The organism is Nostoc sp. DSM 114161, from assembly GCF_052692665.1.
On sequence record NZ_CP195141.1, the window covers coordinates 3,313,079 to 3,338,641 of the forward strand.

Below are 25,563 nucleotides of genomic sequence, written 5' to 3' on the forward strand. Positions count from 1 at the left end.
CTAGTAACTAAAAAGTAGAGGATTGAATTGTGACTTATTCTAGCGATCGCAATATCGATGCAGAAAATCAGCAGCCCCATTTAACCTTGAGTACAGCAGCGGCGCGTAATTTGGCGACAACAGCCAAATCTGCACCGCAGACCCAGGAAATTACATCCCGGTGGTTATTAAAGCTGTTGCCTTTTGTACAAACAAAAGGTGGCACTTTTCGAGTCAACCGTCGGTTGAGTTATACCGTAGGTGATGGACGGGTCAGTTTCACCAATACTGGAGCAGCAGTACAGGTAATTCCCCAGGAACTAACTGAATTGCCCTTACTGCGCGGATTTGGCGAAGTTGATGTCTTGACTGCCTTAGCAAACCAGTTTCAGCAGCAAGAGTACGCCCCAGACGATGTAATCGTTGAGATTGGTCAGCCCGCCGATCGCATAATTCTGATTGCTCGTGGTAAGGTGAACAAAATTGGTGTTGGCAAGTATGGTGAGGAGATCGTCTACGATGTACTCGCTGACGGCAACCATTTCGGCGATGAAACTGTAGCCCAGTCCGATGACACCTGGCAGTACACCCTCAAAGCAATTACCAGAACCATAGTTTTGTCCTTGCCCCAACAAGCATTTGAGAGGCTCGTCGGTCAGTCTGAGGCGTTGCGAACTCATGTCGAACAGTTCCGCACCCGCCTGGACCAGCCACAAACTCCCGAAGGTGAAGCTGCCATTGAACTAGCAGCCGATCATCCCCAAGAGACTCCTTTGACAGGAACCTTCGCCGATTACGAACTTGCACCCCGCGAATACGAGTTGAGCATCGCCCAAACGGTGTTGCGAGTCAGTACTCGCGTTGCGGATCTGTACAACGAACCGTACAACCAGACCGAAGAACAACTGCGACTAACTATCGAGTCAATACGGGAACGTCAGGAATACGAATTGCTCAACAACCGCGAATTCGGATTGCTGCACAACGCCGACTTGAAACAGCGCATCTATAGCCGTACTGGCGCACCCACACCCGACGACCTCGATGAACTCTTGACCACAGTATGGAAGGAGCCGTCATTCTTCCTAGCTCACCCCCGCACCATTGCAGCCATCGGCCGCGAAGCCAACCGCCAAGGCGTTTATCCACAAAGTATAGATATCAACGGCGTTCAAGTTACAGCTTGGCGCGGCGTACCTATCTTCCCTTCCAATAAGATTCCCATCACCAACAACCGCACCAGTTCTGTGCTTTTGCTCCGCACTGGTTTGGAAAAACAAGGTGTCATCGGCTTACATCAAACTGGTATCCCCGATGAGTACCAACCAAGTCTGTCTGTCCGCTTCATGGGTATCGATGAAAAGGCGATTATTTCTTACCTAGTTACCGCCTACTACTCCGCAGCCGTCCTGATTCCTGACGCGCTCGGCATCCTCGAAGATGTGGAAATCGGACGTTAAGCGATTGAATTTTAGATTTTGGATACTTCGGCTACGCTCAGTACAAGTTTTGGATTTTGGATTGAAAAATTCAAAATTCAAAATTTCAACACGTCTGTGATTTATACTCGCTCCCTAACAAGCGAGCTATGTGGAATAAATCTAAAATCTAAAATCGCTCGACTGAGCGTAGCCGAAGTCTAAAATCCAAAATCGTTAACTAGAGGATGAGGTAATGACGGATTTTATTGAATCGAACAGCTCTGGTGGGGACAGACAACCTCAACTGAGTTTGAGTAAAGACGCTGCGCGTAATTTATCAAAAACAACTAAATCTGCACCGCAGACGCAGGAAATTACGCCGCGGTGGTTGTTGAAGATGTTGCCGTGGGTGCAGACTAAGGCTGGCACTTATCGGTTGAATCGGCGGTTGACCTATACTGTGGGTGATGGGCGGATTAGTTTCACCAATACCGGAGCCGAGGTGCAGGTAATTCCCGAAAAACTAACTGAGTTGCCATTGCTGCGAGGGTTTAACGACGTTGGTGTATTGACTGCACTGGCAGGTCGATTTGTTCAGCGCGAGTTTGCGCCTGGTGAGATTATAGTGCAGGCAGGTCAACTAGCTAATGAGTTTGTGGCGATCGCGCATGGCAAAGTTAACAAGATTGGGATTGGCAAGTATGACGAGCAGCCTTTGTTGGATGTGCTGGCTGACGGTGATTATTTTGGCGAACAGGTATTAGTTGAGCCAGAAAGCAGCAATTGGAAGTTTACAATCACAGCTGTGACCCAATGCACGGTATTGGCGCTACCACAACAGCGATTTCGGGAACTACTCAATCAGTCCCGCGCTTTGCAGGCTCAAGTTGAGCAGTTTCGGACTCGTGCCGAAAAACCACAAAACAAGTATGGAGAGGCTTTAATTGCTTTATCGTGCGCTCATCCTACAGAGACGACGTTACCAACAACATTTGTTGATTACGAACTTTCACCCCGCGAATATCAATTAAGCATTGCTCAGACTGTATTACGGGTAAGTACTCGCGTTGCGGATCTATACAACGAACCGTATAACCAAACAGAAGAACAACTGCGTTTGACTATTGAGGCATTGCGGGAACGTCAAGAATACGAGTTGATCAACAACCGCGAATTTGGATTGCTGCACAATGCCGATTTCAAACAGCGCATTTATAGCCGTAGCGGCCCCCCCACTCCCGATGACCTTGACGAACTAGTTACCCGTCGGCGGAAGTCGAAGTTCTTCTTGGCTCACCCGCGTACTATTGCAGCTTTCGGTCGAGAGTGCAACCGTCGGGGCATCTATCCGCCAACCATTGATGTTGATGGCACTAAGATAATTACGTGGCGCAATGTACCGATTTTTCCTTCTAACAAAATCCCGATTACTAAAAACCAAACTAGTTCTATCTTGATACTCCGCACTGGTGAAGATGACCAAGGTGTGATTGGTTTGCATCAAACTGGTATCCCCGATGAATACCAACCGAGCTTGTCCGTCCGATTCATGGGCATCAATGAAAAGGCTATTATCTCCTACCTCGTCACTGCTTATTACTCAGCAGCTGTTCTCGTCCCCGATGCACTCGGCATTCTCGAAGATGTCGAAATCGGGCGCTGAGGAAACAAGGATGCCTCACCCTATCGATAAATGAGGGTATTGCCAATTTCTGACAATACCCTCAGATAAACAAGGTAAGTTTTGGTAAGGCTCGTTACTTAAAATTGCATCTTTGACTACCCGCGTCTTTATAGCGAGTTGAAGTATGCAATTTGGCGTAGAAGTTTAAGTTAATGCCTGAGCAGCAGCCGAAAGGAACTCATTTGCTGCTTGCTTTAACAATTCGGCTTTATCGGTCTGTTCCCAAGGCAAGTCTAAATCGCTGCGACCAAAGTGACCGTAAGCCGCGACGTCCTGATAAAAACGTCCGCCTCGTTCACTTGGTAAGTTGCGTAAGTTGAAGCTATGGATAATCCCCGCTGGACGCAGTTCAAAGTGCTGCTTGATTAATTCCAACAAGGTTTCTTCATCTACTTTGCCAGTACCAAAGGTATCCACTAAGATACTAGTTGGTCGCGCTACGCCAATAGCATAAGAAAGTTGGATTTCAACTTTATCTGCCAACCCAGCAGCAACAATATTCTTTGCCACATAGCGAGCAGCATAAGCAGCAGAACGGTCAACCTTGGTGGGGTCTTTGCCAGAGAAAGCACCGCCGCCATGTCGTGAATATCCACCGTAGGTGTCAACGATTATTTTCCGTCCTGTCAGGCCAGAGTCTCCTTGGGGACCACCAACAACAAATTTGCCTGTGGGATTGACTAAAAAGCGTGTTTCGTCATTTGGCTTAACGTCTATGTCGCCAAAAACAGGTTCAACTACAGCTGACCATAAGTCTTGTTTAATTTTGGCTTGTACTGCCGTTTCATCTGTGATTTCCCCAATAGTGGCTGTATGCTGGGTAGAAATCAAGATGGTATCAATCCCTACAGCACGTCCATCTTCGTAAACTACAGTTACCTGAGTTTTGCCGTCAGGACGCAAGTATGACAATTCACCTGTTTTGCGAACTGCTGCCAATCGCCGAGCAATGCGGTGAGCCAGACTGATAGGCAAGGGCATTAATTCTGGTGTTTCGTTGCTGGCAAAACCGAACATTATACCTTGGTCGCCAGCGCCAATTTTGTCGAATTGTTCGTCACTATCTTGCTGGCGGGTTTCTTGGGCGGTGTTGACGCCTTGGGCAATATCAGGTGATTGTTCGTCTAAAGCCAAGAGAACGCTGGTGCTGTTGGCAGAAAACCCGTTATCAGCGTTTGTATAGCCGATTTCGGCAATTTTCTTGCGGGCGAGATTGACGAAATTTACATTGGCTTTGGTAGTGATTTCACCAGTAATTAACACCAAGCCAGTATTAACTACTACTTCAGCAGCAACGCGGCTGCTGGGGTCTTGTGTCAGTAGGGCATCAAGGATGGTATCAGAAATCTGATCGCAGATTTTATCTGGATGACCTTCAGTGACTGACTCGGAGGTAAATAAATATCGACGAGACAAAGGTAGTTCCTCCTTGTTTGAGTATTTTGGCTAACTAAATGTAGGTATTTAGTTCGGCTACCTAATTTATGAAATCATAACAACATTTATACTGGAGTCGTTAGTGTCTTTTGAAGATCGATTAAAACTACTAACTACAAGTAAGGAAGATACAATATAAGCTAATTATTTTCTACGTAAAAAGTTTTGAAGAATACAAAAAAAGAGGGGCATTCCGAAAAGTGCCCCTGCAAGCTTTGACACAAACCTGCTGCTTTAAACTTGAATTGCTAACTTTGCTTCTTTAGCTGTCAACTGTTCGTAAGCTGCACGCATTTTTAAACCTGTAAGCACTTGGAATAAACCAGTTCCATTGTTGGAACCTGGATATTCACGGTGCTGGAGTAATAAGTGAGTCAACTCACCTTGATATTTGGTTGATGTATTGCTGAGATGGGTTTCGATGTAAATGACTTCTTCGAGGTTGTCAAATTGACCATCTACTTCTAATACTGAGACGTAGCGACCGTAGTAGACATCTGAACCGTAGTACAGCTGCATACCAGGGTAAGAACAGGTGAGTTTGCGTCCGCAGGGAGTCCAGTTAATTGTCGATCCTTCATCAAATAGGTAGGTTGGCTCAAAGCCTTCTTTTCCTTCTCGCTGGAGCATACGTACCCGTAAGACTCGACGCTCGGTGTCGTTTTTGATCAAGTTTGTGGGTAATACCTGAAGAACTACATCGGCAAATTCTCTTTGTGGTTCGATGAACTTTTCAAAGTCAGGTTTGCGGGAATTGATTTGTGCTAGGACATCTTCGTAGCGATGACCGCGTTCAGCCATATCCCGCTGGATTTTCCAGGCAATTTTGACTTCATCACTGATGTCGAAATAAACGCTAAAGTCGATTAGCGATCGCACCCGTTCATCATATAAAGGATGTAGCCCTTCAACCACTATGATATGATTTGGCTCTACCCGCTCTGGCGGATCGATTAAGCCAGTTTCGTGGTTATAAATCGGCTTATCAATCGCTTGACCGTTTTTGAGCGCTTTAATTTGCTCATACATCAGGTCAAAATTGTTCGCCCTGGGGTCTAGCGCAGTTATTCCTGTTTCTTTGCGCTGTTTGCGATCTAAGGAGTGATAGTCATCCAAACAGATGACTGTCATTAAATCTTCACCAAATAAATCTATCAAACGACGCAAAAACGTAGATTTACCGCAACCAGAGTCTCCGGCTACTCCAATCAGTACCACGCGTTCCGGCTTAGTTGTCATAAATCTCCTCTAAATACTAAAGTTGTGTCAATAATTTTTCACACAGCAGATTCTGAAGCCAGGAGTTTACCGCTTTGGTTTATCCTGCGTTCTTGCTACCCAGCACTGCTATAAGACATCAATAAGTAGACAACAAACTCAAAACTCATAAGTTGCTACTCATCGGACTAGCCTGAATCTTAAGTGCCGGTAAGTATTTAATCCTAGTGGTATATTTGATTTTAACAGAAGGGTGTATCCCATACAATATTTGATATCAACAAGAATTAGTGTGGTTTCCTAATCATTTTGACGATCGATCTGTTAATTTTCTAAGAGGGATCGAGAATACCCCTAAGTGTTGCAATGCTGTGTTGTCTGCTAGTTGTGACTTTATGCGATGGAGTTGTAATGGTATAATTGATTTCTTTGGCAAAGTTTTTGACGTTCTGAAATTTTATCGCGCCTAAAGGCTCAAGATATTTAAGACTAAAATCTATCCAACGAATGACTCCCTAAGTTGCATTAGTAAAATTCTTGGGTGTAAATTAATAGGCGTCTGAGTCTTATCAACATTCAATGATTCCATTGAGAAAAATAGTAAGCTATTACACTTTGAATTCGTTGACCGCTGATGGTTAAGTGTGAATTGTTAACACTCAACAGCCAACACTAAAAGATGTGCTGCGTTAAATGCTCTTAGGGGCTTAAAATTTAACCAGATACGTACCGCGATCGCCTTTAACCACTGAGTGAAAATACTGCTACCACAAGCTTGTTCTATTCAACATTGCAAGAGACTTCATTAGTTGCACTCACAACAAGCAATGAAAATTTATTTTCCCTACTCCGTACAAACAAGGGTTGATTACCTCTCTACCCATTCCCTAACCCTATTTTCAAGCTAGTCAAATGATAGATAAAACAGCAAGTAAATTTACCAATAGCGAGGAAATTACGAAAGATGCAGTAAGGAGATGCTTTTCCTCAGAAAACTGAGGGATTAGCAGTAATTCGATTCTTATTTGAGAGCCAAAAGTAAAATTACAAATTGTAATAGCAAGCTACTGATAGAGGTTGACAGATTTTTCACATCAAGTAAAACTGATTATAGTTGCTTAAATCGCAGTTCTCTGTGCCATTATGTTCCTAGCTCAAGTTGTACTAGTCATGTAGTTAGACATGAGCAAGTAATAAATATAGCTAAGAATATTTAATGAGAGTAGTAGATTTGGCCAAGTAAGGCCAAGGATAAGATGCTATTAAGTGCATCGATTGATACGCCTTGTTTCGTGCAGTATTATTATTTGTAGACAAAAGTTAGCAAAAAAGTATCGGTGGTAGTTAACGAAGAAAAGATTAAATTGATTCATTATTAACATTCTCCAAAAGACTTATCCTTTACCTTAGAAGGTGAACAGGTGTGTTTTTTACTATGCCTGCATGTCTTCGGTGAGTGTACTTAGCAAGGCATCGCTAAATGATGCCGTTTTTCTAGAAAGCCAGTTTTGTGAAACGAAAATCCGGTAAACTAAAGCTGGCAAGGTGGGGAATAGTTTTTTTTTGAAAAACGGTTAAGTAAATATCGGAGTGGTAGAACGAATGAACAATCGAGGTGCTGTTGAGGGTGCTGCCAACACACAATTAGGTAGCCGCGTCTTCCTCTATGAAGTGGTAGGTCTGCGTCAGAGCGAAGAAACCGATCAAACGAACTACCCGATTCGTAAAAGTGGCAGTGTGTTCATCAGAGTGCCTTACAACCGCATGAATCAAGAAATGCGACGTATCACTCGTCTAGGCGGCACTATTGTTAGCATTCAGCCCGTAGCTGCTTTAGGGCAAGTTAATGGTAAAGCCACACCTGTGAATAGTAAGACTGAAGTTAAAGCTGAAGAACAGCTAAAGAACAAGGACAAGAAAGGCAACACCATGACTCAAGCGAAAGCCAAAAAAGACCACGGTGACGTTCCTGTTAACACTTACCGTCCCAATGCTCCGTTTATTGGCAAGGTAATATCTAACGAGCCGTTAGTCAAGGAAGGCGGAATTGGTATTGTTCAACACATCAAGTTTGACCTGTCTGGTAGTAATTTGAAGTACATCGAAGGTCAAAGTATTGGGATTATCCCACCAGGATTGGACAAGAACGGCAAGCCAGAAAAACTCAGACTGTATTCTATCGCCTCAACTCGTCATGGCGATGATGTAGACGATAAGACGGTATCGCTGTGCGTCCGCCAGTTAGAATACAAGCACCCCGAAACTGGCGAAACAGTCTACGGTGTCTGCTCTACCCACTTGTGTTTCCTCAAACCTGGGGATGAAGTGAAAATTACAGGGCCTGTCGGTAAAGAAATGCTGTTACCCGATGACCCCGAAGCCAACGTTATTATGATGGCAACCGGAACAGGTATTGCACCGATGCGGGCTTATTTGTGGCGTCAATTTAAAGATGCGGAAAGAGCAGCTAACCCAGAATACCAATTTAAAGGATTCTCTTGGTTAATATTCGGCGTTCCTACAACTCCAAACTTATTATATAAGGAAGAGTTGGAAGAAATCCAACAAAAATATCCTAATAACTTCCGCCTCACTAATGCCATCAGCCGGGAACAGAAAAATCCCCAAGGCGGTAGAATGTACATCCAAGACCGCGTAGCCGAACATGCTGATGAATTGTGGCAATTGATTAAAAATGAAAAAACCCACACCTACATCTGCGGTTTGCGGGGTATGGAAGAAGGTATTGATGCAGCTTTAAGTGCCGCTGCTGCTAAAGAAGACATCGTGTGGAGTGATTACCAGAAGCAACTCAAGAAAGCTGGTCGCTGGCACGTAGAAACTTACTAAGTTGTCATTAGTCATTGGTCATTAGTCATTGGTCATTAGTCATTGGTCGTTAGTCATTAGTGAATAACAAAGGACAACTGACAAAAGACAAAGCGCAAAGTGTGAGCGGAGGTTACCTCCGTTGGCGCAGCCCGCCGAAGGCATCGGAACTTTGTAAGAGAGGACAATGGACAAAAGACAAATGACAATGGACAACTGACAAATGACAAAACACAAATGACAAACGAAGAAGGATAATCAGTAGGTAGGGCAAACGCTCTACCTACAATTTTTATTGGTAGAATTGGGTGCAAAAGTTGTGGGTGTGAAACTAGGAATACTGGGATTAGGAACCGTCGGGACGGGTACAGTACAGTTGTTGCAAGATAAAACTGGGCGTCACCCGTTGTTGCAAGAAATAGAAATATACCGGGTGGGAGTACGATCGCTAGATAAACCCCGTGCAGTAGAATTGCCTGCGGATGTAGTAACCACAGATTTAGAAGCCATTGTCAACGATCCAGCGGTGGATATAATAGTTGAAGTCATGGGCGGACTAGAACCAGCGCGATCGCTAATCCTCAAAGCTTTAAATAATGGCAAACATGTAGTCACTGCCAATAAAGCAGTAATCGCCCGCTATGGTGCAGAAATTTTCACTACAGCCAATCAAGCTGGCGTATACGTGATGTTAGAAGCCGCTGTGGGTGGTGGAATTCCGGTAATTCAACCTCTAAAGCAGTCCTTAAGTGTTAACCGCATTCAAGCTGTAACTGGCATAGTTAACGGCACAACCAACTACATCCTCACACGGATGCAAACAGAAGGCAGCAACTTCAGCGATGTTTTAGCTGATGCCCAACGCTTGGGTTATGCTGAAGCTGACCCCACAGCTGATGTTGATGGCTTAGATGCAGCTGATAAGATTGCCATCCTGGCATCTTTGGGTTTTGGTGGACGTATCAACCTCAAAGATGTATATACTGAGGGAATTCGGCAAGTCAGCAAAACAGATATTGCCTACGCCGAAAAATTGGGATTTGTAATTAAATTATTAGCGATCGCCAATAGAATTACACCTCCAGAGGAGGACGCGGGGAAATTTGCCCTATCTCCTCTGTCAGTGAGAGTTCATCCAACTTTAGTGCCAAAAGCACATCCTTTGGCTAGCATCAATGGCGTTTATAATGCCATTCTTGTGGAAGGAGAACCCATTGGACAGGTAATGTTTTTCGGCCCTGGTGCTGGTGCTGGTGCAACTGCAAGCGCGGTAACCTCGGATATTTTAAATTTAACTGCTAGTTTCAAATCGCAAAGAGTCAGCACTAACGAATTACATCAATCGGAAATCCCTTTGCTCAATCCATTATTAGCTTGCGGACATCACGAATACAGCGAAATCGCACCGATGGCAGAATTGATAACTCGGTTTTATGCTCGTTTCCTCACCAATGACCAGCCTGGAGTTATCGGTAAATTGGGTACTTGCTTTGGTAACTACGGGGTTAGCTTGGAGTCAATCGTTCAAACTGGGTTTCAAGGCGAATTAGCAGAGATTGTAGTTGTTACCCATGATGTGCGGGAAGGGAACTTTCGGCAAGCTTTGGCAGAAATTGAAAGTCTGGAAGCGGTAGAAAGCATTCCTAGCTTACTGCGCGTACTTTGATTTGAATTTTTAAACGCAAAGTCACGCAGAGGTTTACGCAAAGGGCTTATTGAGAGTTATTTCATTTTTGTGTTTTGAAAAATTGAGATGCTTGTGGATAATTTAATTTTTGGAATTGCCTAAAGGAGTTAGTTTTTTCAAATTTTTCTTTGGCTTTGTGCTTGCTAAAATCAACAACAGATGTCATTCCTGCGCGAGGTATTTTATGGCTTTTGCAACTGACTCATCCGCAGACCTGACTCCTTTCCCCGACCATACGCAGCTACCAAAGTCCAATGCTACTTGGCAAGAGCATCCCCAAAGCATCTTACTTACTGACTCTATTACACCTGTCCTCAAACAATTACATCCTAATGGTCAATATTGTATCGGTCAGAACTTAGGTATTTACTGGCGCCTGACAGATCAGCCAGAAAAAGGAGCAGAAACACCAGATTGGTTTTATGTAGGAAATGTACCGCCCTTGTTCGATGGAGAAACGCGGAGGTCTTATATATTGTGGCGAGAATTTATTGCCCCATTAATTGCCTTAGAATTTGTTTCTGGTGATGGTAGTGAAGAACGAGACAAAACTCCGCGGCAGGGAAAATTTTGGATTTATGAGCAAGTAATTCATCCAGCTTTTTATGGCATTTATGAAGTGAAGAAAGCCAATGTAGAAGTTTATAAATTAATTGGTGGACAATATCAGTTATTAACAGCAAATGAACGGGGACATTATCCGATTACGCGGTTGGGAGTTGAGTTAGGTATTTGGCAAGGAGTTTATCAAAACGTGGAATTACCTTGGTTGCGTTGGTGGGATTTACAAGGTAATCTGTTGTTGACTGGTGATGAAAGAGCCGATCGCTTGACTGCACAATTGCGCTCTCTAGGCATTGAACCGGAAGTTTAAGTATTTGGCAATAGCTACTAAAAAAGTCCCCTAAGAAGAGGACTGACACAAGGATTATCGAGGCTAGCAAAAAAATTAGTCTGCTAGCAAATCCATAACTTGCTCTAGCAGCAGTTTAGCCTTGTACAGGTTAAGCAGTTTCTCCTGCTGCCAGCGACTAGGTGCGCTTAGATGTTTGCCTTCTAAGCTTGCCTTGATTAATGCTGCTTGTTCGGCGGTCGGAGAATTCATTTCATCTAGTGCCGCGCCGATGCACTGAAAGCTACCAAACGATAATCTTCGTAATCCTTTCCCTTCTTGTAGCTGGTTAAGTGCGATCGCTGGAAATGCAATCAATGATGTAATATAGCTTACCTTCTGCACTGATTTACCAGTCGGTTGTAATCCATAACGTTGGCAGAGCAAGCGTAGTTCAGCAATGGTTTTGATTTCAAGTTCTGAACGTGTAAACATAGAATTACCATTTTCAAAAGTGGTATCGGTAGGTAACAAGTTTTCCAGGCTTACGTACCTACCGATTTAAAACTCTATTGTTTTGCACGCATAAGTATCAAGCCTTATTTACATCTCTCAACAATGCCTAACCCTAAGGGTAATCCACAAAATTTTGAGCCTATTAAAACTGACAGAGAAGAACCGTTGATAGCAAATCTCAGCTTTCGGGTATCAGAACGGATGAAGGAAGAGGTGAAAGCACAAGAAGACCCTGCACAATTCTGTAGAGATGCTATTCAGGAAGCGCTAGACAAGAAAAAGAAAACTTAATCATTGTGCCATGATAATATTTGACTCCGATTTTGGGGTTAAAAGAAGGCGATGTCTACGACGGGCTACGCCTACGCAGACTCTTGCATGAGGGCGATCGCCTTTCTGATATCTGTACAATAAGTTGCATACTTATAATTATAAATACAATTTATTATGTATTTTTACATAGATTAAGCATGAGGAATCAGGGCGATCGTTTATTGAATTCGGGCAGTCGTTTGTTGAATTCGGGCAGTCATTTATTGAATTCGGGCAGTCATTTATTGAATTCGGGCAGTCGTTTATTGAATTCGGGCAGTCGTTTATTGAATTCGGGCAGTCGTTTATTGAATTCGGGCGAGCGTTTATTGAATTCGGGCGAGCGTTTGTTGAATTTGGGCGATCGTTTGTTGAATTTGGGCGATCGTTTGTTGAATTTGGGTAGTCGTTTGTTGAATTCGGGTAGTCGTTTATTGAATTTGGATACCCCCAGCAAATTTACGCAATCATAGAATATAGCTCGTATTAAATATTTTATATAATACTGAATATTGCGGGTGCTGATCGCTACAATTTTGTTTATCCTAATGGTGTAAAGACAAGGATAGAAGCCAGTTCTTATCCTAATGCACGATTAACAAAAGGAAAGTTATTTATGTCACGTCCAAAACGTGGGTCTAAAGTACTTGATAAAGCACAACGTCGGATTGCCGCTTTGAAATCGATTAGTCCCACCTTAGATTTAGGTAATGGAGTCACTATTGACACCTTTGCCGCCGCCATCAAAAACACACAGGACAAGTTGGAAGCTCATAACTCCACCCTATCCACGGTGGATCTAACTCAGGGAGCCTTTGAATTAGCCGAAAAGTCGCTGATGGAATTAACAGAACATGTGTTAGTCAGCGTAGCTGCAAAGTATGGCAAGAATAGCGATGAGTACAAAATGGCAGGGGGCGTTCGTCGCAGCGATCGCAAGCGTCCGGCGCGGAAGCCTAAGCAAGAGGTTGTTGCTTGATAGAGACAATACATTTAGGTTTTTTGACACTCTCCCGATTTACAATCGGGAGATTCTTGGTTACGTGGCAGCTTTATAAAAGCCTGAATTTGAGAGAAAATTTAAGAATTGTAATCAGAGTAAATTTAAATGCACGTTATTAGTCGCAGAATTCTACGAGAATTTTGTGAGGCACATACAGATGCAAGGGAAGCACTTTATGATTGGTATAGGGTAGCAACTAAAGCTGAATGGAAAAATCTGCTTGAAGTTCAGGCTATTTATCCAAAAGCAGAAGCAGTTGGTAATTTCACTGTGTTTAATATTAAAGGAAACAATTACCGTTTGATTGCTGATATTATTTACGAAACTCAAAGAATCTATATTAAATATGTCCTGACTCACGCTGAATATGATAAGGATAAATGGAAAAATGACCCGTACTTTTAATTCAGAATCTTATGGTAAATTGCTAGCCGAGTATCAGCCAAAAATCATTACTACGGATGCAGAAAATGAAGAAGCGATCGCACTCGCATTAACCTTAGAACATCGTCCCAATCGTACACCAGAAGAAGAAATGCTGTTGCAACTGTTGGTGACTTTAATTGAGCAGTTTGAAGAAATCCATTACCCAATTCTCCAAGGTACACCCAATTCGATGTTAGTGCATCTAATGGACGCACGCGATACTACAACCGAAGCATTAGCTGAGGTAATTGGTTCATTGGAAATTGCCTTGCAAATTGTTAATGGCGGTACCATTAGTAAAACTCAAGCAGAAGCGTTGGCAAATTATTTTAATGTAGATATCAGTTTATTTATTTAGCTTATGTTTCATAACAACGCTTTTAAAACTAGCACTTGGTATTGAGCCGGAAATTTAATATTTTGGTATCAGGTCAAAGGTGCGTAGACGCGGCTTTTTATTTGGACATTGCTTTTCCACCCGATACAACAGCTACAAAATCTTTTGTCATTTGGCTTCTAGAGCTTAAGTAAGCTATGAACCTGTATTAAAAATTCTATGTGTTAACCATCCCAAACCCAAGCCTAGACTAGAAGTGCTAGCTAAAATTAAAAAAGTATAAAATTTGCTAAAAGATTCTAGTAATTTATCTCCAGCCCCAGCCCAAGCCACAGCTCCAGCCACAGCCACAGCCACAGCCCAAGCCCCAGCCCCAGCCACAGCCACAGCCCAAGGTACAGCCCAAGGTACAGCCCAAGCCCCAGCCCCAGCCCCAGCCCCAGCCCCAGCCACAGCCACAGCCCAAACCACAGCCACAGCCCAAGCCACAGCCCAAATTATGTACGGAGCGTTAGACGCTGCTAACAAGTAGCCTATCAATAGGTAGCTTAACAATACACCAATCAACCAGCCCCAGGGAATAATTCTAGATGATTTAGTACTTGGTTTACTTGGAATTGGCTCTAATAGCTTGGCTTTGGAACGAACAACTTCTTTTTTATGGACTGGAGCAACAGATGGTGGAGGCGTTGCTTTTGGTGCTTCTAGCATATTCAACCATGCCTGCATTGATTGGGGACGGTCTTTTGCCTCCAGCGCCATACCCTTGAGAATTGCTTGATTTAATCGCTCACTAATGCCTGAAATAATTTGTTTGGGTGGAGTTAGAGGAACATCATGAAGCTTACGAGCCAAAGAAGTTGTGGGGTTTTGACCTGTCACTGCATAATAAAGTGTAGCTGCCAAACAATAAACATCAACAGTTGGCTCTCGACTCCCCCCACTCATCTGCTCATAGGGTGCAAACCCATGATTACCCGCATTGCCTGTTGAACTCAAAGTTTTAGGCAAAAGTTCCTTAGCAATACCAAAGTCAATCAAAACCGCTTTGCCATTACTCCGCAGCATGATGTTACCGGGGTGAGCATCTCTGTGTACTAGACCTGCTTGATGTACCACCATCAAAGCTTCCCCGATCTGGCGGATACAGGGTATAATCTCTGCTTCTGGTAAAGCTCCCCTGCGTCTCAATATCTCAAATAAATTTTCTCCTGGGACAAAATCCATCACCAAACAGTGGGTTGCACCTTCTTTAAACAGGTCAATTACTCCCACAATGTGAGGATGTGGGTCTTGAGACAAGCGTGCCAGCGTGCGGCCTTCTTGGATAAATCTCTCTATATACCTTTCATATTCTGGGTCATGGCTGAGATATTCATTGGGTGTCTTGATGACAACTGTCTGGTTTAGGTCAACATGCAAAGCCTTATAAGTAATCCCGAATCCCCCCTGCCCCAGGACTTTATCAATTACATATTTGCCACCTTGCAATTGTTGTCCTGCTATCCAAGGCATGAATACCTCTAAATAATTCGTAATTCGTAATTAAGGCACGCTCAACAATATATAAAACAATCTCTTTAGATAATTGGGTATGAGTCAAAATTATTACTTTAATATCAACACCCTGATGAAAGTTTACCTAAATCTACGGTGTTTTGCTAGATGAGGGACTGGGCGACAGTGATGGTGGACTGGAAGACGGAGAAGGTTTGATAAAAGGAATCCAAGAAGGTATGGCTGCAAGTAAGGCTATAAAAACTCCGATCGCAGCTATCACCACAGTCCAAAACTGAATTTTTTTATCCCAGTTCGAGTTAGTATTCGAGGATACAGTTGGCACAGGCTGAGGAGTTTCCGCAGTTAATCCCAATAAATCAAGCCATTCCCGCATTGATTGAGGACGCTGTTTAGCATCTAGCTGCATACCTTTTAAAATTGCACGGTTAGTGCCTTCGCTAATCTGAGGATTCCATTCTTTTGGAGATACTAAATGCTCGCCGTCCACTTTGCGCTTTACTGCATCAACAGGTGTTCTTCCTGTCAGAAGTTTATACAGAGTAGCTGCTAGTGAATAAATATCGCTATACGCACGAGTTATAGTACCTCTAGCGTAAAGTTCAGGGGGCGTAAATCCATCAGAAGTTTCCTTAGTTCGGCTTGTGGTTAAAATATGGTCAAAGTCTAAAGCTAAACCAAAATCGATTAGCACCGCTTCTAGCTGTCCCTCTCGATTCCGCAACAATATATTTCCTGGATGCACATCCCGATGAATCAGTTCATTTTCATGTACAACTATCAGTGCTTCTCCAATTTGTTGAATGTAACGTAGTGCATCTGGTTCTGAAAGTGTTGGTGGACGCAGGTCAGCCAAACTCACTTCATTTACATACTCCATTACCAAACACAAACAGTTTGCTTCCTCAAAGGAGTCTAAGACCTCCACAATATACTTATGCTTACACTTTTGAAGCTTTAAAGCCTCCCGCAAAAACATTGTCTTTAGCCGTTCGCGCTCCAATTGACTAAGGGAATTTAGCAAGTCATCATTTAAGGTTTTAATGACAAAGCGATCGCCATTCCTATTACTTACCAAATAGGTGATGCCAAAGCGTCCTCTTCCCAACTCTCTCTCAATAGTGTATTTTCCACCTTGCAAGCGATCGCCAGCTACCCAAGCCATCTTTGCAACTCCCAAAATGCTTAGATTAATTCTCACACAACAGAGCCTTAATAACTTGAGCCTAGCTTGGAACAACTGGTGCGATGTCTACGACGGGCTACGCCTACGCTTTTTTCTCTCTATTGCTAAACTAAAAACAACCTTTAGCTAGTGCAAAGGTAACTTTATGACCTCTGCCATCAATGCCACTGACCTCACCCCTTTCCCAGACCACACGCAGCTACCAGAGTCCGATGGCACATTTGTAAAAAACTTCCAGGAACATCCCCAAAGCATTCTCATTACCGACTCGATTCAACCGATATTACAAAAACTTCACCCTGATGGGCAATATTGTATTGGTCAAGATTGTGGCATCTACTGGCGGATGACTGACCCCCCAGAAAAAGGTGCAGTCGCACCAGACTGGTTCTATGTCGCCAATGTCCCGCCCTTACTTGATGGACAAATCCGCAGGTCTTATGTAATATGGCGAGAATTTATTGCCCCATTAATTGCCTTAGAATTTGTCTCTGGTGATGGGAGTGAAGAGCGAGATCAAACACCTTGGAAAGGCAAATTTTGGATTTATGAGCAAGTAATTCGTCCTCCGTTTTATGGCATTTATGAAGTGGATAAAGCCAGCGTAGAAGTGTATCACTTAATTGAGGGCAAGTATCAGCCATTACCAACAAACGAACGGGGACATTATCTCATACATCCTTTAGGCGTTGAGCTAGGTATCTGGCATGGAGTTTACCAAAATATGGAATTGCCGTGGTTACGTTGGTGGGATTTGCAAGGTAATTTGTTGTTGACTGGGGATGAAAGAGCAGAACAAGAACGCCAACGAAATGAGATTCTAATTGCTCAATTGCGCTCTCTAGGCATTGAGCCAGATGCATGATTTTGACTAAAAGTCAACTATTTATTGACCTCTAGCAACTGGGAAGTTTCTAAGCGACTCATCCACTTTGCGAAATAAACTCGATTCGCTTTTTCCTCGGATGGATCTTTAGTATCTATAGGATAAGGCGCCAGTCCTAAAATCGCGGCTGTGGTCACGCAAAACATCGATTTTTGGAAAGTCATACAAATTTGCACTCGCAAATCATCTTCACCCCGGAGGCTGCCACGATAAATTTCATGCAAGTATTCTGGCAAATAATGACGCATATCTTGCATCAACAAGGTGGGAGGAATACCTGCGCCGCCGATGGGTAAAGGATCGGCGTACAATGCGCCATATTGGAATCGACTTTGATCTGGTGAGATTTGATAAGCTTGAGCGTTATATGAAACAGTACCGTGGAAAGGTGTTCCTCTAAAGAAAACAGCCTCTACATAAGGTATTGCTGTGTCTGCTAAGAAGGTTAAACCAACGTCTTTGGGAATGATGTCATAGAGTTTTCCCTTTATTTTGACGCTGTAGGTAATTGGCTTGGCTGCACTTTCCACTAACCCGGCTTTAATGTGGTCTACAACTTGGGGAATCGATTTGATTTTGCCTTTGTCGTAAAGGTCAGATAAGCTCAAAAAAATGTCAGCCATGACTCGCCAAAATTGACCTAAACCACTGTAGTAAGCAGAAACGCGTAACTGTTCGGTTAAAAAATCTGGAAACAGTTGATTGATGCCTAAAATTATTGGATTATTTTTAAATTTAGCTGTAATTACAGCTTGCGCTCTTTCTTGAAATTCTTTTGTATCTAAATATTCATCTAAGCCGCCGCCGCCGTGCCACATCATGGATTTCATGCAATACTCGGCATATTCAAAATTAATGCGATCGTGCCACCAGTGACGCAGTAATTTCTGAAAAGATATTTCTCCATTAAAGTATTTAAAAAATGGGAAAAATACTAAAAATTGATGCTCGGCAATGTAAATCAGATTTATTGAATAGGCATCTAAAACTACGCCATAGCTTTTGAGAATACCAACTACTTCCACAACATTTTGTGGAGTATCGCTGAGTAATGCTCCTCCTGTTTGCAAGCGTTCAATAAACTCAGGTAAAGGTTCGTTGCTGGATTTATTTCTAATAGTTACCATTGCTAGTTCTCCATAAATTATAGGGATTGGGAATTGAGGATTGGGTACTGGGTATTATTTGGAATACTATTCACCAGTCTCTAGTCCCTACTCCCCACTACCTATTCTCTTATCCAAAGAGACTACTACTACGTTTTGGGTATCGATCATTGCTGTAATTGTTGGTTCAGTCCAGCGTGCTAACCAACCCGGTTGGATGCCAAAAATCACAATTAGCAAAGCTAAAATTGCAGCTGGCATCCGATCGCTCCAATACACGCGTGGTAAGTTAACAACAGGTGCAGACAAGCGGCCAAAAAAGGCGCGGTTCATAAGTAACAGGAAGTAAACTGCTGTTAACCCTGTACCAATCATGCACAGCAGAGTTTGTACTGGGAAAACTGCAAAACTACCCCGATAAATGATGAATTCGGAAATAAACCCTAACATTCCAGGTATACCTGCGCTGGCCATCACTCCGACAATCATCAAGCTACCGATTACTGGCATACCGCGTTCTGGGTTCAGCAGTCCTCTGATGATTTCTAAATCGCGGCTGCCGGCTTTTTTATATACAACGCCTACCAGTAAAAACATCATTGCCGAAATCAAGCCGTGGCTAATCATTTGCATGACAGCACCCAAAACACTTAAAGGTGTAGCCGCAGCTGCTGCTATCAGGACGTAGCCCATGTGTCCAATGGAACTGTACGCCACCATTTTTTTCATATCTGTTTGGGCGATCGCACAGGATGAACCATACAATACACTTACTGCTGCCCAAATTGCTAACCAAGGAGCAACATAACTCCAAGCTTGTGGTAACAAGTTCATACCAAATCGCAGTAAGCCGTAAGTTCCCAACTTCAACAGTACACCAGCCAACAGCACGGAAATCGGTGTGGAAGCTTCAACGTGAGCATCTGGCAACCAAGTATGGAAGGGAACTAAGGGAATTTTAATTCCAAAACCTACCAAAATACCCACTAGCAGTAAAATTTGTGTTGCTAAAGGTAGAGTCTTGGGGTTCAAGGTTGCTAGTGCAAAGCTAGACGAACCACTCAGCCAAACCATTCCTAAGAAACTTGCTAAAATTAGGATTCCCGAAACGGCAGTATAAATCAGAAATTTTGTTGCAGCATAACCCCGTCTTGCACCGCCCCAAATAGCTATCAGCAGATACAGGGGAATCAACTCCAATTCGTAAAACAGGAAAAATAGCAGTAAATCCTGTGCTAAGAAAGCTCCTGTTACGCCAACGCTTAACAGTAGTATCAAAGAGTAGTACAATTTCGGTCGCGCAAGGGATTCATCGCTACTGTAGATGGCAATGGAAGTCAACAGTCCATTCAAAAGCAGCAATAGCAAAGATAAACCATCTACTCCCAGGTTATAGTTCAAGCCTAAGACATCAATCCAAGGAACAGACTCGGCAAATTGTTGACCCACTTCCCCAGGACGGAACTGAATTGTTAATACAACTGTCAACAAGAAAGCGACAATTGCAAATACCAAAGCTACCCCACGGGCGAGTTTGCCACTAATGCCAGAGGGCCAAAAACCAATTAAAGCTGCGCCAATCAAAGGCACTAGAATTAAAGCACTAAGCATAGACTTCAGGTAAAGGGATGGGGGATGAGGGGATGAAGGAGAATAACTCTTGTACAGACGCGATTTATCGCGTCTGTACTCACCACTGCTAAAAAGGCAATTTGTCTAATAAACCCAATGACCAGCTGATGAAAAAGCCCAAGATGCTGACGACTGCTAGGATGGTCAACATATAACCTTGGGATTGTCCGGAAATGCTGTACTTCAAACTTTGGCCGCCGAAAATTGTGACAAACCCAACTAAATTCACTATACCGTCAACCAAATAGCGATCGCTCCAAGCAGAAATCTTCGATAGCAGTGCTACTGCACTCACGACGGTTGTTCGATAAACTTGATCGATGTAAAAGTCATAACCCAACAAATCTTGGAGAAATCTCCATGCCAAAATTCTCGATCTCGACCAAGCTTTGTGGAGATAAATTGTAGAACCTACACCTACTCCTATTCCAGTAGAAGCAAATAAGGCTAATGCTACATACCAATTGATACTTTCCCAATCGGGTAGCAGATACCATTGCTGTAGCATCAAAGGAACAAGCAAGGTCAATATTGTTAAAGTTACCATTGGCAATGCCATCGACCAACCAACTTCTGGAGTCCGGCGGGTCTTCGGTTGGGGTTTACCCCAAAAGACTAATCGAAATACTCTGGTCAAGTTCAATGCTGTCAAACCATTGACTACCAATAAAACTCCAATCACCCAAGGGCTAATAGTCACAAAACCGTCAGCCCACGCTAACATTGCCCAAAAACTTCCCAGCGGTAGAAGCGTAACCATTCCTGCGGAACCAACTACGAAAGCAGTAGTGGTAGCAGGCATCCTCGACCATAAACCGCCCATTTCTGTCAAGTCTTGGCTTTGGGTAGTTAAGATTACCGAACCAGAACTCATAAATAATAATGCTTTAGCGATCGCATGGGTTAAGAGCAACATCAAGGCGACACCACCTTGCTGCAAGCCTACTGCCAAAAACGCTAACCCCATGTATGCACTGGTTGAATGAGATAAGGCTCGCTTAATGTCGATTTGAGCTATGGATACTAATGTTGCGCCAATTGCCGTCACCGTACCCATAATGACTAAAGCATTCAGGGCAACTGGTGACAGGGCTAACAATGGTTGCAGTTTAAATAGTAAATAAGCACCACCAGCTACTACCAAGGAATTTCGCATTACTGAGGCGGGGTTTGGCCCTTCCATTGCCTCATCTAACCACAGGTGCAGTGGAAACTGGGCGCATTTACCCGCAGGCCCGGCAATTAACGCCAGCCCTAATAATGTTGATGTGACTGGACTTAAATTAGCTGTTTGCGCCCACTCATATAAATCGGAAAAGTTCAAACTCCCAGCCAAGGTGGAAAGCGTGACTACAGCCATCAGCAGTAACAAGTCTCCCACCCGTTTAGTTAAAAACGCATCTCGCGCAGCGGTCACTACTAACGGTTGAGCGTACCAGAATCCCACGAGCAAATAAGTCGAAAGTGTCAGGACTTCCAAAAGAGCATAGCTCAAAAACAAAGAATCGCTGATTGCTAGACCGCTAAGTGCTGCTTCAAAAAATCCCAGCAGCGCAAAAAAACGTGCTAACGACCAGTCTTTTTCCATGTAACCCAAGGCATAAACTTGTGCCAGTAAGCTTATGCCTGTAATTAAAACTGTTGCCCCAATACTCACTGGTGAGAGTTCCAAGGCAAAGGATAAGTCTAAATCCGCAGCTTTGAACCAGCTAACCAACAAATTTACTGGTTCTTTATCCCAAATATCTTTAAATACAAACAAGCTATGGACAAAAGCCAAAAGGGTCGTCAACAAGTTGAAGTATGCCGCGGGTCTTGGCCCTGTGCGCCGAATTATTCCCAACCCCCAAGGCAAGGTCAAAATTGCACCAAATAAGCTATATAAAGGCACAAACCAACTCGTTAAAAATAAAAATTGACTCATTTAAATTTCCCTTGACGACTTGACCTGAATTTTAAAAAAGCTTTCAGAAAAATATTGAATTTTATAAAATTGATTTGCCAAAACTCCTATGTTTGTTTAATATTGTTTCAAATAAAACTTCGGAGTATTTTTCCTTAATTTTACCTTATTAAACTTTCCTAACATATAACTTCATATAAGCAAAAGTATTTGCTTCCCTTAACACCATCCTTAGTTTTTAGATTTGTATTTCTACTTTGACCAGAGTAATTTATACGATATATTTGAAAAAATTATATGTTTTTTACCTAGTCATTGTAGATGTAGCAAAAATTGGGGAAATATAGAGATAGCATAAGATACAGCCACTGCTATTTCCTTCACACATCAGATTAGCCTTGGCTATGAATCTTGTTTTGTAAATGTGATAAAAAAATTATAAAGCATAAGTGGCTGCTCTAGGAATCAGTGAACTTTAATTGCTTGTGGAGACAGATAAATTTTTGTTAAGTTTTTTAAAACTTTTTTATCATAAACTATTATAGTGATTTATATTGCCAGGGACGCCAAGCTTTCCTATGCTTAATTTGGAAGTGTTTTCTTAGCTCTTAAGATCAAGCTCTCCCCGTCAAAAATTTCAAATAACAGTACCGATCGGATTAATTTTGTAGGAGTTCTGCGATGCCAATTGCAGTTGGAATGATTGAAACGAAGGGCTTTCCAGCAGTCGTGGAAGCTGCGGATGCGATGGTGAAAGCAGCCCGTGTCACTTTAGTAGGATACGAGAAAATTGGTAGCGCTCGCGTCACCGTGATAGTTAGGGGAGATGTATCGGAAGTTCAAGCCTCCGTGGCTGCTGGCGTGGAAGCGGCGAGAAGAGTTAATGGTGGTGAAGTTTTATCCACACATATTATCGCTCGTCCTCACGAAAACCTAGAGTATGTCTTGCCGATACGTTACACAGAGGCTGTGGAACAGTTCCGTACCTAAAAGGTGTTTAACACAAAGTAATTAGCATTTTTCTCGCTTTTTTGAGCATATCTAAGTGTGTCCAGGGCTAAAACTTTAAATAGGGATTAAAACTAATGTCGATCGCAGTAGGAATGGTTGAAACGCTGGGCTTTCCAGCAGTAGTGGAAGCTGCTGATGCGATGGTGAAAGCAGCTCGCGTAACTCTAGTGGGTTACGAAAAAATTGGTAGTGGTCGCGTAACAGTAATTGTGCGCGGAGACGTATCGGAAGTTCAAGCTTCTGTGGCCGCAGGAGTTGAATCTGTCAAGCGAGTCAACGGCGGACAAGTACTGTCTACCCATATCATTGCTCGTCCCCACGAAAACTTAGAATACGTCCTTCCAATTCGTTATACAGAAGACGTAGAGCAATTCCGGGAAAATGTGAATGCGATTCGTCCTTTTGGTAGAAGACCGTAATTTGTAATGCAAGTTGCCAAAGTTCGCGGCACAGTAGTTAGCACCCAAAAAGACCCAAGTCTTAGAGGTGTAAAACTACTGTTATTACAATTAGTGGATGAAGACGGAAATATCTTGCCACAGTATGAAGTAGCAGCAGATACTGTAGGAGCAGGAGTAGATGAGTGGGTACTTGTCACTCGTGGCAGTGCCGCTCGTCAAATTGATGGCAATGAAAAGCGTCCGTTAGATGCAGCAGTGGTGGCGATTATAGACACTATTCACGTTGCAGATCGCCTAATTTACAGCAAAAAAGATCAATATAGATAGTCATTAGTCATTGGTCATTGGTCATTAGTCATTAGTGAATAACAAACGGCAACTGACAAAAGACAAAGGACAAACGACAACTGACAAATGACAAAAGACAAATGACAAATGACAACAGAGGAGGAATCTCGCAATGGTAGTCCGCAGCACGGCGGCACCCCCAACCCCGTGGTCAAGGAATTTAGCCGAACCCGACATCCATGAAACTGCCTTTGTACACAAATTTTCCAATTTGATTGGAGATGTACGTATAGGTGCAAATGTAATCGTTGCTCCGGGGACTACGATTAGAGCGGATGAAGGCACACCTTTTTATCTTGGCGAAAACACTAATATCCAAGATGGCGTTGTGATTCATGGGTTAGAGCAAGGTCGAGTAGTTGGCGACGACCAAGACAAATACTCGGTGTGGATAGGCAAAAATGCTTGCATTACCCACATGGCTCTAATTCATGGGCCAGCTTATGTTGGAGACAATTCCTTCATTGGCTTTCGCTCCACAGTGTTTAATGCCAGAGTAGGTGCAGGTTGCATCGTGATGATGCACGCTTTGATTCAAGACGTAGAAATTCCCGCAGGAAAGTATATACCTTCAGGAGCAATAATTACCACCCAACAGCAAGCTGACCGCTTGCCAGACGTACAAGATCGGGATAAGGAATTCGCTCATCATGTGGTTGGGATTAATCAGGCACTACGAGCTGGTTATCTCTGTGCTGAGGATATAAAATGTATTGCGCCGATTCGGGATGAAATTGCTAAATCTTATACAGGTAATGGTATTACTGTTTTAGAGTTGGAAAGGAGTAATGACGTGGCGAGTAATAGCTTGGGTGCCCAAACAATAGAGCAGTTGCGCTATTTATTACAGCAAGGATATAAAATTGGCACGGAGCATGTAGACCAAAGACGGTTCCGCACGGGTTCTTGGACTAGCTGCCAGCCAATCGAACCGAGATCTTTAAATGAAGCGATCGCTTCTTTGGAAAGCTGTCTGAGAGACCACAGCGGCGAATACGTGCGCCTATTCGGCATTGATAAAGGTAGACGCCGGGTATTAGAAACCATCATCCAACGTCCCGATGGCGAAGCCAAACCAGCTACCACCTTTAAAGCTCCTGCTAGTTCTAGCAATGGCAGCTACAGCAGCAATTACAGCAGCAATCACCATAGTAATGGCAACGGCTCTGGCAGCGGCAAAATTAGTAATGAAACTGTAGATCAAATCCGGCAACTATTGGCTGGCGGTTATAAAATTGGCACCGAACACGTAGATGAGCGCCGCTTCCGTACTGGTTCTTGGAGTAGCTGCAAGCCAATTGAAGCAACCTCGGCAAATGCAGTGATTTCAGCCGTAGAAGAGTGTATAGACAACCATGAAGGCGAATATGTGCGTCTAATTGGCATTGACACCAAAGCCAAGCGGCGGGTGTTAGAAAGTATTATTCAACGTCCCAACGGTCAAGCAGCTTCCTCTGGTAGTGGTAGTCAGAAATCGTCATCATCATTTTCTAGCAGCAGTAGCGGGTCTTCCAAAACCACAACAGCTACCAGCACTCGTTTAAATTCTGAAGTAGTAGACCAGCTAAGACAATTGTTGGCTGGGGGATATAAAATTAGCGTCGAACACGTAGACCAAAGACGCTTCCGTACAGGTTCTTGGACGAGTACAGGCCAAATTCAAGCCTCCTCAGAAAGAGAAGCGATCGCAACTGTAGAAGGACTCCTTGGCGAATACCAAGGAGAATATGTACGCTTAATTGGCATTGACCCCAAAGCTAAGCGTCGAGTACTAGAAACGATAATTCAACGTCCGTAGAAGTTAGGAGTTCGGAGTTCGGAGTCCGGAGTTGGGAGTTCGGAGTTGAAAAAGATTGTTAATTTATCACTCTAAACTGAAAATTTATAACTC

22 protein-coding genes are annotated in these 25,563 nt (G+C 43.3%); 14 read left to right on the plus strand and 8 right to left on the minus strand.

What is annotated here, in order from left to right:
• Window positions 1-29: 29 nt before the first annotated feature.
• Entirely contained in the window at window positions 30-1,439 is a 1,410-nt protein-coding gene (locus NSTC745_RS14570) for a family 2B encapsulin nanocompartment shell protein (RefSeq protein WP_445637771.1), read from the plus strand.
• Between the two features lie 214 nt (window positions 1,440-1,653).
• On the plus strand, window positions 1,654-3,063 hold the full coding sequence (locus NSTC745_RS14575; protein WP_445637772.1) for a family 2B encapsulin nanocompartment shell protein: 1,410 nt from the start codon (window positions 1,654-1,656) through the stop codon (window positions 3,061-3,063).
• Between the two features lie 165 nt (window positions 3,064-3,228).
• Here NSTC745_RS14575 and metK read toward each other — a convergent pair whose 3' ends face one another.
• Both metK and NSTC745_RS14585 read right to left on the minus strand, forming a co-directional pair.
• Entirely contained in the window at window positions 3,229-4,500 is a 1,272-nt protein-coding gene (gene metK / locus NSTC745_RS14580) for a methionine adenosyltransferase (protein WP_445637773.1), read from the minus strand.
• Window positions 4,501-4,755: 255 nt separating this feature from the next.
• Window positions 4,756-5,760 (minus strand): phosphoribulokinase, encoded by a 1,005-nt coding sequence (locus NSTC745_RS14585; RefSeq protein ID WP_096540839.1) that lies wholly within the window; start codon window positions 5,758-5,760, stop codon window positions 4,756-4,758.
• Between the two features lie 1,581 nt (window positions 5,761-7,341).
• Between NSTC745_RS14585 and petH the strand changes: the two genes are divergently transcribed.
• The 3 genes from petH to NSTC745_RS14600 all read left to right on the plus strand — a co-directional run bounded on the left by petH (window position 7,342) and on the right by NSTC745_RS14600 (window position 11,129).
• The gene (gene petH / locus NSTC745_RS14590) at window positions 7,342-8,589 is read left to right on the plus strand and encodes a ferredoxin--NADP reductase (protein WP_445637774.1); all 1,248 of its coding nucleotides are present in this window, start codon (window positions 7,342-7,344) and stop codon (window positions 8,587-8,589) included.
• 298 nt (window positions 8,590-8,887) lie between these two features.
• Window positions 8,888-10,234: a homoserine dehydrogenase gene (locus tag NSTC745_RS14595; RefSeq protein ID WP_445638607.1), complete on the plus strand. Its 1,347-nt coding sequence runs from the start codon at window positions 8,888-8,890 to the stop codon at window positions 10,232-10,234.
• Between the two features lie 205 nt (window positions 10,235-10,439).
• Window positions 10,440-11,129, plus strand: coding sequence for a Uma2 family endonuclease (locus tag NSTC745_RS14600; RefSeq protein ID WP_445637775.1), 690 nt, complete (start codon window positions 10,440-10,442; stop codon window positions 11,127-11,129).
• Between the two features lie 75 nt (window positions 11,130-11,204).
• On the opposite strand, the gene NSTC745_RS14605 is transcribed toward NSTC745_RS14600, so the two are convergent.
• The gene (locus NSTC745_RS14605) at window positions 11,205-11,582 is read right to left on the minus strand and encodes a hypothetical protein (protein ID WP_445637776.1); all 378 of its coding nucleotides are present in this window, start codon (window positions 11,580-11,582) and stop codon (window positions 11,205-11,207) included.
• 123 nt (window positions 11,583-11,705) lie between these two features.
• Between NSTC745_RS14605 and NSTC745_RS14610 the strand changes: the two genes are divergently transcribed.
• From NSTC745_RS14610 to NSTC745_RS14625, 4 genes are all read left to right on the plus strand, one after another.
• On the plus strand, window positions 11,706-11,894 hold the full coding sequence (locus NSTC745_RS14610) for a hypothetical protein (protein ID WP_445637777.1): 189 nt from the start codon (window positions 11,706-11,708) through the stop codon (window positions 11,892-11,894).
• 637 nt (window positions 11,895-12,531) lie between these two features.
• Window positions 12,532-12,894: a hypothetical protein gene (locus tag NSTC745_RS14615; RefSeq protein WP_445637778.1), complete on the plus strand. Its 363-nt coding sequence runs from the start codon at window positions 12,532-12,534 to the stop codon at window positions 12,892-12,894.
• A 129-nt stretch (window positions 12,895-13,023) separates the two neighbouring features.
• The gene (locus NSTC745_RS14620; RefSeq protein ID WP_445637779.1) at window positions 13,024-13,323 is read left to right on the plus strand and encodes a type II toxin-antitoxin system HigB family toxin; all 300 of its coding nucleotides are present in this window, start codon (window positions 13,024-13,026) and stop codon (window positions 13,321-13,323) included.
• Window positions 13,307-13,702, plus strand: a complete 396-nt coding sequence (locus tag NSTC745_RS14625; protein WP_445637780.1) for a helix-turn-helix domain-containing protein — start codon at window positions 13,307-13,309, stop codon at window positions 13,700-13,702. The genes NSTC745_RS14620 and NSTC745_RS14625 overlap by 17 nt, the downstream gene beginning before the upstream one ends.
• A 174-nt stretch (window positions 13,703-13,876) precedes the next feature.
• On the opposite strand, the gene NSTC745_RS14630 is transcribed toward NSTC745_RS14625, so the two are convergent.
• The gene (locus NSTC745_RS14630; RefSeq protein WP_445637781.1) at window positions 13,877-15,196 is read right to left on the minus strand and encodes a serine/threonine protein kinase; all 1,320 of its coding nucleotides are present in this window, start codon (window positions 15,194-15,196) and stop codon (window positions 13,877-13,879) included.
• Between the two features lie 133 nt (window positions 15,197-15,329).
• Entirely contained in the window at window positions 15,330-16,364 is a 1,035-nt protein-coding gene (locus NSTC745_RS14635; RefSeq protein WP_445637782.1) for a serine/threonine protein kinase, read from the minus strand.
• A 166-nt stretch (window positions 16,365-16,530) separates the two neighbouring features.
• On the opposite strand from NSTC745_RS14635, the gene NSTC745_RS14640 reads away from it, so the two are divergent.
• Window positions 16,531-17,250 carry a Uma2 family endonuclease gene (locus tag NSTC745_RS14640; RefSeq protein ID WP_445637783.1) on the plus strand — a complete coding sequence of 240 codons (720 nt, stop codon included), beginning with the start codon at window positions 16,531-16,533 and terminating at the stop codon, window positions 17,248-17,250.
• Between the two features lie 17 nt (window positions 17,251-17,267).
• Here NSTC745_RS14640 and NSTC745_RS14645 read toward each other — a convergent pair whose 3' ends face one another.
• The 3 genes from NSTC745_RS14645 to NSTC745_RS14655 form a co-directional block, all read right to left on the minus strand.
• Window positions 17,268-18,398 carry a CO2 hydration protein gene (locus tag NSTC745_RS14645; protein WP_445637784.1) on the minus strand — a complete coding sequence of 377 codons (1,131 nt, stop codon included), beginning with the start codon at window positions 18,396-18,398 and terminating at the stop codon, window positions 17,268-17,270.
• 87 nt (window positions 18,399-18,485) lie between these two features.
• Window positions 18,486-19,988 carry an NADH-quinone oxidoreductase subunit M gene (locus NSTC745_RS14650; protein WP_445637785.1) on the minus strand — a complete coding sequence of 501 codons (1,503 nt, stop codon included), beginning with the start codon at window positions 19,986-19,988 and terminating at the stop codon, window positions 18,486-18,488.
• Window positions 19,989-20,076: 88 nt separating this feature from the next.
• Window positions 20,077-21,933 carry an NAD(P)H-quinone oxidoreductase subunit F gene (locus NSTC745_RS14655; RefSeq protein WP_445637786.1) on the minus strand — a complete coding sequence of 619 codons (1,857 nt, stop codon included), beginning with the start codon at window positions 21,931-21,933 and terminating at the stop codon, window positions 20,077-20,079.
• 660 nt (window positions 21,934-22,593) lie between these two features.
• Here NSTC745_RS14655 and NSTC745_RS14660 point away from each other — a divergent pair.
• The 4 genes from NSTC745_RS14660 to NSTC745_RS14675 all read left to right on the plus strand — a co-directional run bounded on the left by NSTC745_RS14660 (window position 22,594) and on the right by NSTC745_RS14675 (window position 25,470).
• A complete protein-coding gene (locus NSTC745_RS14660) occupies window positions 22,594-22,902 on the plus strand; it encodes a carbon dioxide-concentrating mechanism protein CcmK (RefSeq protein WP_015209255.1) in 309 nt (102 codons plus the stop codon).
• 95 nt (window positions 22,903-22,997) lie between these two features.
• Complete coding sequence (locus NSTC745_RS14665; RefSeq protein ID WP_010995041.1) at window positions 22,998-23,342, plus strand: carbon dioxide-concentrating mechanism protein CcmK; 345 nt, start codon at window positions 22,998-23,000, stop codon at window positions 23,340-23,342.
• Between the two features lie 6 nt (window positions 23,343-23,348).
• Complete coding sequence (locus NSTC745_RS14670; protein WP_096540825.1) at window positions 23,349-23,651, plus strand: EutN/CcmL family microcompartment protein; 303 nt, start codon at window positions 23,349-23,351, stop codon at window positions 23,649-23,651.
• 133 nt (window positions 23,652-23,784) lie between these two features.
• The gene (locus NSTC745_RS14675) at window positions 23,785-25,470 is read left to right on the plus strand and encodes a ribulose bisphosphate carboxylase small subunit (protein WP_445637787.1); all 1,686 of its coding nucleotides are present in this window, start codon (window positions 23,785-23,787) and stop codon (window positions 25,468-25,470) included.
• Window positions 25,471-25,563: the final 93 nt, after the last annotated feature.

Coding starts and splice junctions, on each gene's coding strand:
- NSTC745_RS14575 (WP_445637772.1), top strand. CDS start 1,654: ATGACGGATTTTATTGAATCGAACAGCTCTGGTGGGGACAGACAACCT.
- NSTC745_RS14585 (WP_096540839.1), bottom strand. CDS start 5,760: ATGACAACTAAGCCGGAACGCGTGGTACTGATTGGAGTAGCCGGAGAC.
- petH (WP_445637774.1), top strand. CDS start 7,342: ATGAACAATCGAGGTGCTGTTGAGGGTGCTGCCAACACACAATTAGGT.
- NSTC745_RS14600 (WP_445637775.1), top strand. CDS start 10,440: ATGGCTTTTGCAACTGACTCATCCGCAGACCTGACTCCTTTCCCCGAC.
- NSTC745_RS14605 (WP_445637776.1), bottom strand. CDS start 11,582: ATGTTTACACGTTCAGAACTTGAAATCAAAACCATTGCTGAACTACGC.
- NSTC745_RS14610 (WP_445637777.1), top strand. CDS start 11,706: ATGCCTAACCCTAAGGGTAATCCACAAAATTTTGAGCCTATTAAAACT.
- NSTC745_RS14615 (WP_445637778.1), top strand. CDS start 12,532: ATGTCACGTCCAAAACGTGGGTCTAAAGTACTTGATAAAGCACAACGT.
- NSTC745_RS14620 (WP_445637779.1), top strand. CDS start 13,024: ATGCACGTTATTAGTCGCAGAATTCTACGAGAATTTTGTGAGGCACAT.
- NSTC745_RS14625 (WP_445637780.1), top strand. CDS start 13,307: ATGACCCGTACTTTTAATTCAGAATCTTATGGTAAATTGCTAGCCGAG.
- NSTC745_RS14630 (WP_445637781.1), bottom strand. CDS start 15,196: ATGCCTTGGATAGCAGGACAACAATTGCAAGGTGGCAAATATGTAATT.
- NSTC745_RS14635 (WP_445637782.1), bottom strand. CDS start 16,364: ATGGCTTGGGTAGCTGGCGATCGCTTGCAAGGTGGAAAATACACTATT.
- NSTC745_RS14640 (WP_445637783.1), top strand. CDS start 16,531: ATGACCTCTGCCATCAATGCCACTGACCTCACCCCTTTCCCAGACCAC.
- NSTC745_RS14645 (WP_445637784.1), bottom strand. CDS start 18,398: ATGGTAACTATTAGAAATAAATCCAGCAACGAACCTTTACCTGAGTTT.
- NSTC745_RS14650 (WP_445637785.1), bottom strand. CDS start 19,988: ATGCTTAGTGCTTTAATTCTAGTGCCTTTGATTGGCGCAGCTTTAATT.
- NSTC745_RS14655 (WP_445637786.1), bottom strand. CDS start 21,933: ATGAGTCAATTTTTATTTTTAACGAGTTGGTTTGTGCCTTTATATAGC.
- NSTC745_RS14660 (WP_015209255.1), top strand. CDS start 22,594: ATGCCAATTGCAGTTGGAATGATTGAAACGAAGGGCTTTCCAGCAGTC.
- NSTC745_RS14665 (WP_010995041.1), top strand. CDS start 22,998: ATGTCGATCGCAGTAGGAATGGTTGAAACGCTGGGCTTTCCAGCAGTA.
- NSTC745_RS14670 (WP_096540825.1), top strand. CDS start 23,349: ATGCAAGTTGCCAAAGTTCGCGGCACAGTAGTTAGCACCCAAAAAGAC.
- NSTC745_RS14675 (WP_445637787.1), top strand. CDS start 23,785: ATGGTAGTCCGCAGCACGGCGGCACCCCCAACCCCGTGGTCAAGGAAT.